Raw genomic sequence first — 16,022 nt, forward strand, 5'->3', positions numbered from 1 at the left:
AATGCCTAAAGAAATAACTGATTATACCGAGCAAGAGTTTTTTCAATTGGTGTATGCCTTGTATCACGGTGACCCGAAATACTTTCCGAATGATAAAGAGCATACGCGCGGCGTACTCGAATTTGATCGTTTGGCGCAGCATCCTGCAAAGTGGAACTTAATATATCGACCCCATAGAGTCGGAATTGCAAGCTCCCCTCAAGCGGTAGTTGACGAAGTGAAACGGTGGCGCGCTGAGCAGGGGCTTCCAGGTTTCAAGCCATCCTGAATCCAAAACAGACGACTCCCGCAGCTCATCGTGCGGGAGTCTTTCAGCTTACCGGTTCGGCAACGCCATCACAGGTTCATTATTGAAAAAACGGCAGCGCCAGATACACCTTGATCACCACCACATTGATCAAGTCAATGAAGAACGCCCCCACCATCGGCACCACCAGAAATGCCACGTGCGAAGGCCCGAACCGCTGGGTCACCGCTTGCATGTTCGCGATTGCGGTAGGCGTTGCACCCAGTCCGAAGCCGCAATGGCCGGCGGACAGGACAGCCGCGTCGTAGGTGCGGCCCATGACCCGGAAGGTGATGAAGATGGCAAACAGCGCCATCAGCAGGGTCTGCGCCGCCAGCAGCACAAAGAAAGGCAGTGCCAGTGCAGCCAGGTCCCACAGTTTCAACGACATCAACGCAATGGCCAGAAACAACGACAGGCTCACATTACCCAGTACCGACACTTCCCGCTCGAACACCTGATAAAAGCCGAAGGCTGACAGGCCATTGCGCAGCAGTACGCCCACGAACAATACGCAGACGAAGTTTGGCAACTCGAAGGCAGTGCCCTTGAGCAGCTCATTTAGCACGGTACCGGTCAACAGGCTCACTGCAATCAGGGCAAGCGTCTCGATCACGGAAAACGAGGTGATCAGGCGTTCTTTCTCCGGCTGCTCGAAGCCTGAGGGCAACTGAGGCGTGTTGTTAGCCAAGCCAGGGGTCGCGACCCGCTTGATCAGTAGGCGGGCCACGGGGCCGCCAATCAAGCCGCCCAAGACCAGCCCGAACGTGGCGGAGGCCAATGCCAGCTCCGAGGCCGAGGCCAGGCCGAACTTTTCAGTGAAGGTGGCGCCCCACGCAGCACCGGTGCCATGGCCTCCCGACAGGGTGATCGAGCCGGCCAGCAGACCCATCAACGGGTCCAACCCCAGCGCCGTGGCCAGACCGATGCCCAAGGCGTTCTGCACCACCAGCAGGCCGGTCACCACCGCCAGGAACAGGACCACCGCACGCCCACCTTTTTTCAGGCTGGCAAAATCGGCGTTCAGGCCGATGGTGGCGAAGAATGCCAGCATCAAAGGTGTCTGCAGGGAGGTGTCGAAGTGAACTTGCACGTCGAAGGTGCGCAGCACCAGCAGGGCAATCGCGACCACCAGGCCACCGGCGACCGGTTCAGGGATGTTGTAGGCACGCAGAAAACCTATGCGTGCGACCAGACTGCGACCTAGCAGCAGCACCAGGGAAGCGGCCACCAGCGTGCCGTAAAAATCGAGTTCGAACATCAGGTACTCTCGTTGAATCCATAACGGACCGCTGACCGCTCTGGGGCGGTCTGGCGGGGTGACAGGCAGGATTGCACTGGCACCATTCTACGAGGCGTGACGAAAGACGTATCCGGGGAACGCCTAGGACAAGTCTGCTAAAACAGAGGGAATTGTCGTCAACCTCAGGTTTTTCCAGGAATTCCGTATTTGCGCAGGCGTTGGGCAATGGCGGTATGTGAGGTCTGCAGCCGGGCCGCCAGCAATCGGGTCGAGGGGTAGCTGGTATACAGCCGTTGCAACAGCTCACGCTCGAAATCACCCACGGCCTGTTCCAGGCTGGCCACGTCGCCCTCATGGGTGCGACTGACAGACGTGCCAGCGATGTCCAAATCGCCGATGTCCACCAGGTTGCTTTCGCAGATAGCGGCGGCGCGAAAGATCACGTTCTGCAATTGCCGCACATTGCCCGGCCAAGGGTTAGCCAGCATGGCGCTGTGGGTGGCGGGGGTGAGCCTGCAGGCAGGCCGCTGGATCTGTGTGCAGGCCTGCTGCATGAAGAAGTGCGCGAGCATCAGGATGTCCTGGCCGCGGTCACGCAGGGGGGGAACCTGCAGGTTCAGCACGTTGAGGCGGTAGAACAGGTCCTCGCGGAACGTGCCCTCGGCCACCATCTGCTCCAGGTTACGGTGGGTCGCGCTGATGATACGCACGTTGACCTTCACTTCCCGGTCGCCCCCCACGCGGCGGAAACTGCCGTCACTGAGAAAACGCAGCAGCTTGGCTTGCAGGTAGGGGGACATCTCGCCGATCTCATCGAGAAACACCGTGCCCTGGTTGGCCAGCTCCATCAGCCCTGGCTTGCCGCCGCGCTGAGCGCCAGTGAAGGCGCCTGGTGCATAACCGAACAGTTCGCTCTCGGCCAGGCTTTCAGGCAAGGCGGCGCAGTTCAGGGCCAGAAAGGGAGCCGCGTGACGGCTGCTGATCGCGTGGCAGGCGCGGGCCACCAGTTCCTTGCCGGTGCCGGTCTCGCCATGCACCAACAGCGGTGCATCCAGGGTAGCCACACGCAAGCCCCGAGCCTTCAGGGTACGGATGGCGGGTGATTCGCCCAACAGGGCGTCGAAACCCTCGGCATGATCGTGGCGCAGGGCTGATAGCCGCTCACCCAATCGCGTGGGCGGGTAAAGTGTCAGCAGGCCGCCGGTGTGGGTGATTGGCATGGCGTCGAGCAGCAGGCTCTGGCCATTGAGCTGCATTTCGCGCATGGGCAGGTGAAAGTTGCTGTCGAGCAACGCTTGCAGCAGGCCCGGGTCGCCAAACAACTCGCCTACGCAGCGCCCGGCCGACTCCCGACCACACAACGCCACCAGCGCAGGGTTGGCCAGCAACACCTTGCCGGCCCTGTCCACCGCCAGCACTGGGTCGCTCATGGCGGCCAGCAGTGCATCGAGCTGCAGGTGACGACGTTGCCCCGGCAGGATGTCGACCACCTCCACTGCCTTCACACCCTGTACGTCGAACAAGGCGTCATGCAGCTCTTCCAGCACGGCGGGGCTGAGGGTCGGTGCGTCGATGTAGACGTTCGGCGGCACCATCTCCACGGCATCGAGGTTGAGGTTGCGCGCACCGAGCAGCGCCAGGACTTCCTGAGTGATGCCGACGCGGTCGATGAAGCTGACATGGATACGCATGGGGCAATACGAAATGGCCGGGTAGGGCGCTAGTATGCCTCAAGCGGATCCTGCTCGTGACGGGTCGCGTCCTACTCCAGATGCTCAGGCTTGATGGGGTCACCGGACTTCACGTCCAGCTTGGCGCGGATGTCCTCGAACATCCAGTCGTAGATCCTGTGGGGTGAAGCCAGGCTTTCGAATTTCTTCGGTGGGGCCAGGTAAGCCTGGGCGCGGCGACTCAGTTGCATCAGAAAACTGGGCAGCACCTGATCCTTGGGCAGAAAGAAAGCCTCGTCGACAGGCTTGCCCTCGATACTGCCCTTCATGTGGAATTGAATACCCCTGCCCTCACGGGGGTCGGTAAAGGCCTCGTAGTCCACCTTGAGGTCATAGCTGTGGTCACTGCTGTTGAGCGCAGTGCGCTCGATGTGGACGTGACCGGGTTCATATTTGGCCATGGGCTCTCCTGTATGAGATTGAGCGGGCACATGGCCCGCCGACGGTATTCAACGGTAGCTGATCCCAGGGGCAGCGGTCGAAACCCGCGTGCCGGCGGTACCGGTCACGATGCGCTCGATATTGGCCAGCGAGCTGATCACCGCCACCTTGCCCGTGTGCCGGGCAAAGTCGCTGGCCGCCTGCACCTTGGGCCCCATCGAACCTGCCGCGAAACCTAGCGTGTCCAGCTCGTCAGGGTGGGCCTGGGCGATGGCGCGTTGGGTCGGCTTGCCAAAATCGATGTACGCCGCCTCCACATCGGTGGCAATGATCAGCAGGTCGGCCTCGAGCTGTTCGGCCAGCAGTGCAGAGCACAGGTCCTTGTCGATCACCGCCTCGATACCCTTGAGCTTACGGTGTTCATCGTAGAGGGTCGGGATGCCGCCGCCGCCGGCACAGATCACGATGCTGCCCTTTTCGAGCAGCCATTTGATAGGGCGGATTTCGAAGATGCGTTTGGGCCTGGGGCTTGCCACCACCCGGCGGTATTTGTCCCCGTCAGGCTTGACCACCCAGCCCTTTTCAGCGGCCAGGCGCTGGGCTTCATCCTTGCTGTAGACCGGGCCGATGAACTTGCTCGGGTCCTTGAACGCAGGGTCCTCGGCGTCCACTTCGACCTGGGTCAGCAGGGTGGCAAACGGCACGCCGACGTCCAGCAGGTTGCCCAGTTCCTGCTCGATCATGTAGCCGATCATGCCCTCGGTTTCGGCGCCCAACACGTCCAGCGGATAGGCCTCGTCGGGCTTGTACGACAGCCCTTGCAAGGCCAGCAGGCCCACTTGCGGGCCATTGCCATGGGCGATTACCAGCTCGTTACCGGGGTGGATCTTGGCAATCTGCTCGGCAGCGGTACGAATGTTGGCGCGCTGGTTTTGCGCGGTCATGGGCTCGCCACGGCGCAGCAGGGCATTGCCGCCTAGTGCAACAACGATACGCATGGAGAATGTCCTTTATCGAAAGTCGTGAGCGGCTGCAGGACGGCTAATGCGGCCCGCTAACAGCCGCAATGCCAAAGCAGGCGGCGATCTACAGATCGGCCAGTGTCGACACCAGAATCGCCTTGATCGTGTGCATGCGGTTTTCCGCTTGCTCGAACGCAATGCAGGCCGGGGACTCGAACACGTCATCGGTCACTTCGATGCCGTTAGTGAGGTCCGGGTACTGCTCGGCGATCTGCTTGCCCACCTTGGTCTCGCAGTTGTGAAACGCCGGCAGGCAGTGCATGAACTTGGTCCTGGGGTTGCCGCTGGCCTTCATCAGCTCGGCGTTGACCTGGTAGGGCTTGAGCAGCTTGATGCGTTCGCCCCAGGCTTCGATGGGTTCGCCCATCGATACCCACACGTCGGTATGAATGAAGTCCACGCCCTTGACGGCGGCCTTGGCATCTTCGGTGAGGGTGATGCGGGCACCGCTTTGCTCGGCGTACTGCTTGCAACGTTGCACCAGGTCATCGTGGGGCCAGAGGTCCTTGGGCGCAGCGATGCGCACGTCCATGCCCAGCTTGGCGCCGATCAACAGCAGCGAGTTGCCCATGTTGTTGCGCGCATCGCCCAGGTAGGCGTAGCTGATGTCATGCAGCGGCTTGTCGCTGTGTTCGCGCATGGTCAACACGTCGGCAATCATCTGGGTAGGGTGATATTCATCCGTCAGGCCATTGAATACTGGCACGCCGGCATACTTGGCCAGTTCTTCGACGATTTCCTGCTTGAAGCCGCGGTATTCGATTGCGTCGTACATGCGCCCGAGCACGCGAGCGGTGTCCTTCATGCTTTCCTTGTGGCCGATCTGCGAGGAGTTCGGGTCGATGTAGGTGACGTTGGCGCCTTGGTCGTAAGCGGCCACTTCGAAAGCACAACGGGTACGCGTGGAGGTTTTTTCAAAAATCAGCGCAATGTTGTTGCCCTTGAGGTGCTGCTGTTCGGTGCCGGTGTACTTGGCCCGCTTGAGGTCGCGGGACAGGTCCAGCAGGTAACGCAGCTCACGGGTGCTGTGGTGTTCCAGGCTGAGCAGGTTGCGGTTGTGGATGTTGAACGCCATGACTTTTCTCCTGGGTGTGGTGAACGCCGGGCCGCTACCGGGTAGGGGCGGCCTGGTTGATGGACGTCAGTAATCGATGGGGTCGCGAACGATAGGGCAGGTCATGCAGTGGCCTCCGCCGCGGCCGCGGCCCAGTTCGCCAGCACTGATGGTGATCACTTCGACCCCGGCCTTGCGCAGCAAGGTATTGGTGTAGGTGTTGCGGTCGTAACCAATGACCACGCCTGGCTCCAGCGCCACCACGTTGTTGCCGTCATCCCATTGCTCGCGTTCGGCGGCAAAGCTGTTGCCGCCGGTTTCGACCACCCGCAGGCGCACACCCAGCTGTTCGCCCACAACCTCGATGAACGACTTGTGCTCGCGGCGCACGTCCATGCCATAGGGCCGGCTTTCGTCGGGCTGGATGATGAACGGTACGATCTCGCTGACCACCTCGGGGAAGACCGTGACCAGGTCGCGGTCGCAGAAGCTGAACACGGTGTCCAGGTGCATGGCGGCGCGGGACTTGGGCAAGCCGGCGACGATGACCTTGTGCACGGCGCCCTTGGCGAACAGGCTCTGCGCCAACTGGCCGATGGCCTGGCGAGAGGTGCGCTCGCCCATGCCGATCAGCACGATGCCGTTGCCGATGGGCATGACATCACCGCCTTCGAGGGTGGACTGACCATGGTCCTTGTCCGGGTCACCGTACCAGACCTGGAAGTCGGCGCCTGTGAACTGCGGGTGGAACGTGTAGATGGCGGTGGTGAGCAGCGTTTCCTGGCGCCGTGCCGGCCAGTACATGGGGTTGAGCGTGACGCCCCCGTAGATCCAGCAGGTGGTGTCGCGGGTGAATTGGGTATTGGGCAACGGTGGCAGGATGAAACTCGAATGGCCCAGGTAGTCGTTGTACATCTTGACCACTTCGGCGCCTTCGCTTTGCGGCAGATCCTGGCCAGCCACACCGCCAATCAAAAATTCAGCCAGATGACGCGGCTCCATGCCTTCGAGCCAACTGCGCACCTCATTGGTCAGGCCTACCCCGACGGTGTCGGGGGTGATCTTGCGGTCCAGTATCCATTTGAGCGCTTCGGGTTGCTGCACGATGTCGGTCAGCAGGTTGTGCATTTCCAGCACATCGACACCCCGCTCGCGCATCTTGGTGACGAAATCGAAGTGGTCACGCTTGGCCTGATCCACCCAGATCACATCGTCAAACAACAGCTCGTCGCAGTTGGTCGGGGTCAGGCGCTTGTGCGCAAGGCCCGGCGCGCACACCATGACCTTGCGCAGCTTGCCGGCTTCGGAATGCACACCGTATTTCTGTTTTTCAGCGGACATGGTTTGAATCCTCCATTGAGTCGAAGAGGGATCACAGCGTCAGGAAGCCGTCGTACAGGCCGAAGGCTGCCACCAGGGCACCGACGACCACGGCTGCGAAAATCAGTTTTTCCACGGGGGTGAAGACGGGTTGGCCCACTTCACGCTTGGCCTTTGCAAACAGGATGGCGCCAGGGGCATACAGCAGCGCCGAGAGCAGCAGGTATTTCACTCCGCCGGCATACAGCAGCCAGATGGCATAGAGCAGGGCGACGCTGCCGATGAACAGGTCCTTGCGGCGTTCGGCCAGCGCCTGTTGGTAGGTTTCACTGCGCGCCGCCAGCAACACGGCGTAGGCCGCCGACCACAGGTAGGGCACCAGGATCATCGAAGTGGCCAGGTAGATCAGCGACAGGTAGGTACTGTTGGAGAACAGCGTGATCACCAGGAAGATCTGCACCATGGCGTTGGTCAGCCACAAGGCGTTGGCAGGCACCTGGTTGGCGTTCTCGCGGCGCAGGAAGGCCGGCATGGTGTGGTCCTTGGCAGCGGCGAACATGATCTCGGCGCACAACAGCACCCAGGACAGCAGCGCACCGAGCAGCGAGATGATCAGGCCGACACTGATCAGCACGGCGCCCCAGTGGCCGACCACGTGCTCGAGCACGGCCGCCATCGAGGGGTTCTGCAACCCTGCCAGTTCAGGCTGGGTCATGATGCCCAGCGACAGCACATTGACCAGCACCAGGAACAACAGCACGGTGATGAAGCCGATGACGGTGGCCTTGCCCACATCGGAGCGTTTTTCCGCACGGGATGAGAAGATGCTCGCGCCTTCGATGCCGATGAACACCCACACCGTCACCAGCATCATGTTGCGCACCTGATTCATCACGCCGCCCAGTTCAGGTGTACCGGTGCCCCATATATCGGCGGTGAAGACGTCCAGCCGGAAGGCGAACAGGCAGATCAGCGCGAACAGCACCAACGGCACCACCTTGGCCACCGTGGTAACCAGGTTGATGAACGCCGCTTCACGGATGCCTCGCAGCACCAGAAAATGCACTGCCCACAGCAGGATCGAGGCGCCGATGATCGCGGCCGGCGTGTTGCCCTCGCCAAATACCGGGAAGAAGTAGCCCAGGGTACTGAACAACAGCACGAAATAGCCGACGTTCCCCAGCCAGGCACTGATCCAGTAGCCCCAGGCCGAAGAAAAGCCCATGTAATCGCCGAAACCGGCCTTGGCATACGCATAGACTCCGCCGTCAAGGTCAGGCTTGCGGTTGGCCAGCGTCTGGAATACGAAAGCCAGGGTCAGCATGCCCACGGCGGTGATAGCCCAGCCAATCAACACTGCGCCTACGCCGGCGCTGGCGGCCATGTTCTGCGGAAGGGAAAAGATGCCGCCACCGATCATCGAGCCGACGACCAGCGCAACTAACGCACCGAGTTTTAGTTTTGCGGGAGAATCAGACATTTAACAACTCCTGCCAGGAGGAAGTTGGCCACAGATTAAATCTGATGCCGTGGCCATACGCTGATATGGATCAGTGCATTGCAAGGTAAGGGCGTTGAATTACCTTACCGAACTCCTGGAGATTGCCGACTGCCATGGCTGCAGGCCTTGTACGCTGGCACCTCCATGTCTTGCTACGCTTCATCCCTCTGCCCTGCGAAGGTTGAAACTAGTCGCTTCTGGGCAGAGCGCAAATTTTTTACCGGTATTTATGCTTTTATCGAAATAGTGTGAACCGGTTGGCACTCTGGAGTTCTTAACAACCGCACGCTTAGACGTTAATGGCTTAGTGGCTAAATGAGAGTACGGCTGTAATTGAGGTCAGCCTCTATTAATAAACAGCGTCTTGTTACAACTGCAACACTGTCAGGAAATATTTGGAGACCTATGGGCGAACAAGGACAGAAACTGCGTCTAGGGGCATTGGTGGCGCTGGTCGTGGGTTCGATGATCGGAGGCGGCATTTTCTCCTTGCCCCAGAACATGGCGGCCCGTGCCCAGGCCGGGGCGGTGCTGATTGGCTGGGGGATCACTGCCGTGGGCATGCTGGCCCTGGCCTTCGTCTTCCAGACGCTGGCCAACCGCAAGCCTGAACTGGATTCAGGCGTGTATGCCTATGCCAAGGCTGGGTTCGGCGACTACATGGGGTTTTCCTCTGCGTGGGGCTACTGGATCAGTGCCTGGCTGGGGAACGTCGGCTATTTCGTGCTGTTGTTCAGCACCCTTGGGTTCTATTTCCCGGTGTTCGGTGAAGGCAATACCCCAGTGGCCATCGGATGTGCCTCGGTGTTGCTGTGGGCGGTGCATTTTCTGGTATTGCGCGGGATTCGCGAGGCGGCGTTCATCAACCTGGTCACCACGGTGGCCAAAGTGGTGCCGCTGGTGCTGTTCGTCGTCATCGCGGCCTGCGCTTTTCGCCTGGATATCTTCACCCAGGACATCTGGGGGCTGGGCAATCCGGCGTTCGGCAGCGTGCTCGAGCAAGTGCGCAACATGATGCTGGTAACGGTGTTCGTCTTCATCGGTATCGAAGGCGCCAGTGTGTACTCAGGCAGGGCTCGGCGGCGGGCCGACGTGGGCAGGGCCACGGTCATCGGCTTCGTGGGTGTGCTGGCACTGCTGGTACTGGTCAACGTCCTCTCCCTAGGGGTCATGACGCAACCGGAGCTGGCCGGCTTGCAGAACCCTTCGCTGGCGGCGGTCCTGGCCCACATCGTCGGCCCTTGGGGCGCGTTGCTGATCAGCCTGGGGCTGGCGGTGTCGTTGCTGGGGGCGTTACTGTCGTGGGCGCTGTTGTGTGCCGAGATTCTCTACGCCACGGCGCGCGACCAGACCATGCCCCGTTTCCTTGCCCAGGAGAACGCCAACCAGGTACCTGCCAATGCACTGTGGCTGACCAACGGCATGATCCAGGGTTTTTTACTGATCACGCTGGTGTCCGCCGGTACCTATACCAGCCTGATCTACCTGGCCTCGTCCATGATTCTGGCGCCGTACCTGTGGTCCGCCGCCTACGCCATGTCGCTGGCCGTGCGGGGAGAGACTTACGAAGGCCAACCGGCCCAGCGGCGCAAGGACCTGCTCGTGGCCGCGCTCGCGGTTGGGTACGCCGTCTGGCTGCTGTATGCCGGTGGCCTGAAGTACCTGCTGCTCTCGGCACTGTTGTACGCGCCGGGGGTGATCCTGTTTGCCCGGGCCAAACATGAGCAAGGGCTTAAGCTTTTCACGCTGACAGAGAAGCTGATCTTCGCCGCCGTGCTATCGGGTGCGGCGCTGGCAGGCTATGCCCTCTGGTCAGGGTTGCTGAGCCTGTGAGCCGGCTGTGAACGGCCGTTCCGGTCGCGACCAGATCCACAGGTTGCCCAGGCTCATACCGGCAATGGCCAGGAATACCGGCCAGTGATGCTCAAGAAACACCAGCATCAAAACCGCGCAGAGCAACATGCTGACCGTCGCACTGACCTTGGCCCGCCGCTGGATCACCTTGCCGTTGCGCCAGTTGTACAGGATAGGGCCAAACAACCGGTGGCTTTCGAGCCAGGCGGACAGGCGAGGCGAGCTTCGCGTGGCCGCCCACGCCGACAACAGGATGAATTCGGTGGTCGGCAAGCCCGGAACGACAATGGCGACCAGGCCTACCCCCAGGCTTGCGTAAGCCAGGATCGCATACAGCAGACGGGCAATTTTGGAGCGGGCAGGTTGGGTCATGGGCTCACTGCTAGAACGAACGGCCCCCGGTCAGAGGGCCTTGAAAGTGTTTCAAGCCTGCTCGGCATTCATGGCATAGGCCTGTTTGAGCAAGACGGTGAAGCGCTCGAACGCTGCGACGGCGCCGTGTTCGGCAGCCGCCTCTTCTTCAGCTGACAGTATCAGGCCATCGAGTGTTCGCGTGAACTGCTTCCAGCCTTCGGCGCGCCCACCGGCGGGCTCGCCCAGGTGACGGGCGCCGAAGGTCTCCGACAAGCCCAGCGCCGCGGCCCGCTTGATCAGAAACGCGGCGCCCAGTTTGGAGCCTTCGGACACGAAGATCCAGCCTAGTGCCTCTGCCATGCTTGGACGTTGCACCGCCCCCGGTAGCTCGGCAGGCGCCTGCATGTCCAGGTCCGCCAGGTCCTGACGCGCCTGACGGGCTCGACAGCGCTCGGCAAGGTCGGGTAGGAGGGCGATCAATTGCGGGTCGTTGTAAAGCGGCTGCAGTTCGGCCTGGAATAGGTACTGGGCAACCACGAAGCGGGCAAAACTTTCGCGGCTATCGAATGGCGCATGGGATTTGACCAGGGCGTCGAGTGCGGCATGGGGCGCCTGGGTCACCAGGTTCAGGCGTTGGGTAAGCGAAGAAGCGCGGTTGTTCATGATGCAGTCCTTGGAAAGCAAAGCGTTTCAATACAAGACGAATCAACAGGAGCGGGGGCGTAAAAAGCCTGCAGGAGCAGGCGTGGGTGCTGGGAGCCAAGCCGGGTGCACAGCGGCCCGGCCGGCCCCAGCTGCGCCAGCGCCTCAGATATCCCACACCACGTTGATGGCGAAGTTACGGCCCGGCATGCTCAGGCGGTCGATGTTGGCCGGCTGGGTCACCGCGGCCTCCCCCTGGCCGTCGTAGCTGCGCACCGAGTCCCACTGCCAGTATTTCTTGTCGGTGAGGTTGTACAGGCCAGCGTTCACCGTGATGTCATCGGTGACGTTGTAGAAGCCGGTCAGGTCCAGTACGCCATAGCCGGGCGTGCGGAACTTCGACGCCGAGCCATCGGGCGAATAGAAGGTGCTGTCGTCGACCCGCGTCTTGCGCTTGACCAGCGTCCAGCTCAGCAGCCCACCCATGTCGCCCTGCGTGTAGCCCAGGCCCACGACGCCCTTGAGCGGGTTGACGGTGTTGAGCGGCTGGCCGCTGTCGTCGTTGCGCCCGTAGGTGTACGCCAGGGAGCCTTGTGCATACAGCCCCGCTGGCGCGCCAAACCGGTCGAGTTCCAGCTGGCCTCTTACCTCGGCACCTTTGATGGTCGCGCGCTTGATGTTGTTGGCCTGGAATGTCTGCTCGAGGTTGGCGCCTTGCACGGCGTCTTCGTCAATGAAGTCGCGGTACTTGTTGTAGTAGACCGCCACATCGAAGCTGCCCGCGTCGAAGCGGCCGCGCAGGCCGGTTTCCAGGCCCTTGCTGCGCTCAGGCTGCAGGCCAGGGTTACCCTCCACGCGGTAGCCTTGCTCCAGGTTCACGAACTTGCCGTACATGGACTTGGCCGTGGGCGTGCGGAAGCCCTGGGCGTATTGCGCGTATCCGGTGTAGTGGTCGTTGAAGGCATAGGTCACCCCCAGCTTGGGCGACACGCGGTGCCACTTTTTGTCCGAATCATCCTGGAAAGCCGGGGCCGTACCGCTGGCGTCAAGCCCGCGCAGGAAGGCGTCGGTAAAGTGAGGCGCCATGCGTGTGTAGTCGTAGCGCGCACCTGGCAGGAACGTCCAGTTGCCCCAGCGAACCTCGTCCTGAACGAACAAACTGTAGGTATTGACGGTCGGGTCCGGGAAGTCGCTGACCAGCGCCTGGCCGTCGCGCGGGCTGTCCTGGCCGATACCCCGGCAAGTGCCGCCGATGTTCACGCACGTGCCAGTACCGCTGCGCGCCCCGGTGACGTTCTGGTGCTTGAGGGTGGTGCCATAGGTCAGCGAGTGATCGGTCTGGCCAAGGCTGAAGGCCTTCTCCAGCTGGGCATCGAAGATCCACTGGCGTTCCTTGTAGGTGGTCTGGCGGTCGCGCAGTACCTGACGCCCCGAAGCGACGTACAGCTCGTCGGTGCGCTGATCGGTCTTGGCGATCTGGTAGTTCAGGCTCCACTTGACCTCGTCCGCGAAAAGGCTGTCCAGGCCGAAACGGTGGTTCAGGCCGAAGCGCTCGCGGGTGATGGTGTCGTTGCCCTGGCGCATGCGGTACGAATTCCTGGCACCAAAACCCGGGATGAACGGCCCGCCTACTGCGCTGAGCAGGTTCTGGTCGCGGTCGTCCTTGAAGCGTTCGTAGGTCACGCCCAGCCGGGCGTCGTCGGCGTAATCCCAGCCCAGCTTGGCCAGCACGTTGGTGGTGCGCGCATCCACCGGGTTGGCGCGGGTGCGTGCAAGGCCCACGCCGCCGTGATCGGCATGGCTCTGGGTTTCGTGACCGTTGCGCTGGCTCAGGTGCAGCAGGCCGTCCAGGCTGCCCTCACGACCAGCTACGGTGGCGGACGTCAGCCAACTGTCATCGGCTGAGCTGTAGCCGGTTTTCAGTCGTGCACCAGCGTCTCGGCCGGGCTTGATGATGTCTTCAGGATCAAGGGTGAAATAGCTCACCGCACCGCCGATGGCATTGCTGCCGTAGAGCACCGAGGCTGGGCCGCGCAGGATTTCCACACGCTTGATGATTTCCGGGTCGACGTAATTGCGCTGGGTCTGGGCGTAGGGCCCGTAGAAGAAGCTGTCCGGGATGGCCACACCGTCGATTTGGGTGAGTATCCGTTCGCCGTCGATGCCGCGAATGTTGTAGCCGTTCAGGCCGCTACGCTGCCCGGTCCCCGCCACCGAGACGCCCGGCTCGTAGCGCACCAGGTCCTGGAGGGTGTTGACGTTCTGCCGGTCGAGTTGTTCTCGGGTCTGCACGCTGACCGTACTGGGGACCTGGCTCACGTCCTGGGCGCTGCGGGTAGCGCTGACGGTCACCTGTTGCAGGTCTATGGCCCCGCGACCTGACTGGCGCTCGAGCACCACGTTGCCGCGGCTGATGGTGCGCGGGACCAGGCCAGTACCCTGTAGCAGGTGTTTGAGTGCCTGCTCCGGGGGCAGTGCACCTTGTATGCCGGGGGAGGCGACCCCTTCGGCCAGGCGGGCGTCGAAGCCCACCTGCCAGCCCGTGACCTGGCTGAACGCATTGATGGCCGATACCAGCGGCTGTTGGGCGATGCCGAAGTGGTAAGCGCCCACGCGCGAGGTGCTCACCGACGCTGGCTCGGCCGCCAGCGTGGGGAGGGAGTAGGCGCCTGTGGTGAGCAAGGCGAGTGATAACAGGGACAGTTGCCCCTTCAGGCGGGGACGTAGGGTCGAACGGATAGGACTGGTGGGCATCGAAAGCGCTCCCTGACGCGCGAACTGTTCATAGGGTGTGCGTTCTTGATTGAACAAGAATCAATTGCATTGGCTATGACGAGACGGACAGGGGGGTGCTATCGCGTAAAAATAAATCGCCTGCGCCCAGCTGGGCGTGTGGCGCGCTGCCGCGCGTGGGCAGGCGCCTTAGTTCAGGATGACCAGCGCCGGATACTCATGCAGTTGTGCCGAGGTGATGTGGGCCAACGCACGTAGCGCCTCAAGCGGCTGGTCGAGGCGGTAGTTGCCGGTGACGGCGATCTTCTCCAGCCGCTCATTGCGATTGATGATCCAGCCGGGGTAATAGCGGCGCAGCTCGGCCAGCACCTGGCTCAAGGGGCAGTTTTCGAAGACCAGGCGCCCATCGACCCAGGCCAGGTCCTTGCGCATGTCCAGTTGCCTGCGTGCACCGAACCCGTCGGGCCCGACGCGAATACTCTCGCCGGCCTGCAAACGGATACGCTGATCGCGACCTCCTTGTACGTCGACGTCGCCGCGCTGCACCTTGACCCAAGCTTGGCCATCGAGCAGGCGGACGGCAAAATCAGTGTCGCGTGCCTGGGCGCGCAGTGGGCCGGCCTGCACCTCAAGCGGGGCCGGCGCGCCCTTGGGGACCTGGAAGTATGCCTCGCCTTGCAGCAGGCGGGCGACCTGTTGCCCGTCGCCGCGGTCGCTGGCTAACGCTGATTGGGTATTGAGCAGCACCCGGGCATCGTCCTGCAGTTCCACCCGGTGACGTTCACCCACGACCGTCAGGTGATCAGCTTGTAGGCGCACTGGCACGTTGCCGAACATGAACAGGCCTACCAGCAGCGCGGCGGCGGTGGCCAGCGGTTTCCAATGGCGACGCAGACGACCGGCGCGAGGGCGTAGTGGGTGGCCCTGCAGCTGTGCAGCGGCCTGCTTGAGCGCTGCACCGTTCCACAAGGCCTCGGCCTGCACGAACGCTTCAGCATTCTCAGGATTGGCGTGCAGCCAGGTTTCGAAGGCAAGGTGGTCGGCAGGCTCGGCGGTTTCAAGACGCACCAGCCATGCCAAGGCCTCGTCCGTGGCGCGACGACGCGCATCGGGCGTGGCAGGTGATGGAGGATGTTCGGGGCTGTCGGTCACGGTGAATCCTTGAGCGGGCGTGCGCAGATGATCAGGGCGCTGGCGTGATGTGGCAAGCAGGCCTCATCGCGGCGGCCCGTCAATCGTCCAGGCGCTGGGCAACACCCAGGCAGATACCCATGATCAACTTCAGTTCCTTTTGCACCGTGCTCGCAGAAACCCCCAGCTGCTGGGCGATTTCAAGATAGGTGGCGCCGTGCAGCCGGCTTAGCGTGAAGATCCTTTGCTGGCGCTGGGTCAGTTGCTTCAGGCTTTCGCTCAGGTGACGGAGCAGGTGCTCGGCATGCGCAGCCTCTTCGTTGCTGCTGGCGGGCACGGCGACATTGTTTACCACCTCGTCAGAGACGTCTTCGACCAGGGTTCGGGCCTGTACGCGGCGGGCACGCAAATGGTCGAGCGCAAGATTGCGCGCGGTCTGAAAGACGAAAGGTTCGATGTGCTGGACCGAACGCTCGCCCAGTGCGCGTGAGACGCGCAGGTAGGTTTCCTGGAGCAGGTCTTCGGCGGTACAAGGGTTGCCGACCATACGCTGGAGCGTGCGCAGCAAGATGGGCCTCTGGCTGAGGAATACGGAATTGAACCGGGACTGACTCACGGAGCGACCTGACCTGACAAGCGGCCAATGATAATGCTTATCATCCCTGCTTGAGGTCAAGCTGCACTCTGTAGGCAAATCGTAACGGCGCCGCGGGTCTTGCCGAAGCCGCGAAGCGGCTACGACGATACGGGCTATATACCCCAGCATTGAGT

At 61.9% G+C, this 16,022-nt stretch carries 14 protein-coding genes; 2 read left to right on the forward strand and 12 right to left on the reverse strand.

Annotated elements, in window-relative coordinates:
- The first annotated feature begins 1 nt into the window (after nt 1).
- On the forward strand, nt 2-268 hold the full coding sequence (locus ACF8R3_RS03220; RefSeq protein WP_196126953.1) for a bacteriocin immunity protein: 267 nt from the start codon (nt 2-4) through the stop codon (nt 266-268).
- A 79-nt stretch (nt 269-347) separates the two neighbouring features.
- Here ACF8R3_RS03220 and gltS read toward each other — a convergent pair whose 3' ends face one another.
- From gltS to arcD (ACF8R3_RS03255), 7 genes are all read right to left on the reverse strand, one after another.
- Entirely contained in the window at nt 348-1,547 is a 1,200-nt protein-coding gene (gltS, locus tag ACF8R3_RS03225; protein ID WP_058637526.1) for a sodium/glutamate symporter, read from the reverse strand.
- A 164-nt stretch (nt 1,548-1,711) separates the two neighbouring features.
- Nucleotides 1,712-3,220, reverse strand: coding sequence for a sigma-54-dependent transcriptional regulator (locus ACF8R3_RS03230; RefSeq protein WP_058637527.1), 1,509 nt, complete (start codon nt 3,218-3,220; stop codon nt 1,712-1,714).
- Nucleotides 3,221-3,291: 71 nt separating this feature from the next.
- Nucleotides 3,292-3,660, reverse strand: a complete 369-nt coding sequence (locus tag ACF8R3_RS03235; RefSeq protein WP_078479036.1) for a DUF5064 family protein — start codon at nt 3,658-3,660, stop codon at nt 3,292-3,294.
- Nucleotides 3,661-3,708: 48 nt separating this feature from the next.
- Nucleotides 3,709-4,638, reverse strand: a complete 930-nt coding sequence (arcC, locus tag ACF8R3_RS03240) for a carbamate kinase (RefSeq protein WP_078479035.1) — start codon at nt 4,636-4,638, stop codon at nt 3,709-3,711.
- Nucleotides 4,639-4,726: 88 nt separating this feature from the next.
- Nucleotides 4,727-5,737, reverse strand: a complete 1,011-nt coding sequence (locus tag ACF8R3_RS03245) for an ornithine carbamoyltransferase (protein ID WP_058604437.1) — start codon at nt 5,735-5,737, stop codon at nt 4,727-4,729.
- Nucleotides 5,738-5,803: 66 nt separating this feature from the next.
- A complete protein-coding gene (arcA, locus tag ACF8R3_RS03250) occupies nt 5,804-7,057 on the reverse strand; it encodes an arginine deiminase (RefSeq protein WP_058604438.1) in 1,254 nt (417 codons plus the stop codon).
- A gap of 31 nt (nt 7,058-7,088) precedes the next feature.
- The gene (gene arcD, locus ACF8R3_RS03255) at nt 7,089-8,516 is read right to left on the reverse strand and encodes an arginine-ornithine antiporter (protein WP_392514948.1); all 1,428 of its coding nucleotides are present in this window, start codon (nt 8,514-8,516) and stop codon (nt 7,089-7,091) included.
- 426 nt (nt 8,517-8,942) lie between these two features.
- Between arcD (ACF8R3_RS03255) and arcD (ACF8R3_RS03260) the strand changes: the two genes are divergently transcribed.
- Complete coding sequence (gene arcD / locus ACF8R3_RS03260) at nt 8,943-10,370, forward strand: arginine-ornithine antiporter (protein WP_196142812.1); 1,428 nt, start codon at nt 8,943-8,945, stop codon at nt 10,368-10,370.
- On the opposite strand, the gene ACF8R3_RS03265 is transcribed toward arcD (ACF8R3_RS03260), so the two are convergent.
- The 5 genes from ACF8R3_RS03265 to ACF8R3_RS03285 all read right to left on the reverse strand — a co-directional run bounded on the left by ACF8R3_RS03265 (nt 10,350) and on the right by ACF8R3_RS03285 (nt 15,867).
- Nucleotides 10,350-10,763 carry a YbaN family protein gene (locus ACF8R3_RS03265; RefSeq protein ID WP_058637531.1) on the reverse strand — a complete coding sequence of 138 codons (414 nt, stop codon included), beginning with the start codon at nt 10,761-10,763 and terminating at the stop codon, nt 10,350-10,352. The two genes, arcD (ACF8R3_RS03260) and ACF8R3_RS03265, sit on opposite strands and share 21 nt — an antisense overlap.
- 51 nt (nt 10,764-10,814) lie before the next feature.
- Nucleotides 10,815-11,408: a biliverdin-producing heme oxygenase gene (locus ACF8R3_RS03270; protein WP_058604442.1), complete on the reverse strand. Its 594-nt coding sequence runs from the start codon at nt 11,406-11,408 to the stop codon at nt 10,815-10,817.
- Nucleotides 11,409-11,552: 144 nt separating this feature from the next.
- Nucleotides 11,553-14,141 (reverse strand): TonB-dependent receptor, encoded by a 2,589-nt coding sequence (locus tag ACF8R3_RS03275; protein WP_392514950.1) that lies wholly within the window; start codon nt 14,139-14,141, stop codon nt 11,553-11,555.
- Nucleotides 14,142-14,309: 168 nt separating this feature from the next.
- Nucleotides 14,310-15,272, reverse strand: coding sequence for a FecR family protein (locus ACF8R3_RS03280; protein WP_392514952.1), 963 nt, complete (start codon nt 15,270-15,272; stop codon nt 14,310-14,312).
- 79 nt (nt 15,273-15,351) lie between these two features.
- Nucleotides 15,352-15,867 carry an RNA polymerase sigma factor gene (locus ACF8R3_RS03285; protein WP_058604445.1) on the reverse strand — a complete coding sequence of 172 codons (516 nt, stop codon included), beginning with the start codon at nt 15,865-15,867 and terminating at the stop codon, nt 15,352-15,354.
- Between the last annotated feature and the right edge of the window lie 155 nt (nt 15,868-16,022).

It is taken from the genome of Pseudomonas sp. FYR_7, assembly GCF_043106155.1.
Lineage (GTDB): Bacteria > Pseudomonadota > Gammaproteobacteria > Pseudomonadales > Pseudomonadaceae > Aquipseudomonas > Aquipseudomonas parafulva_B.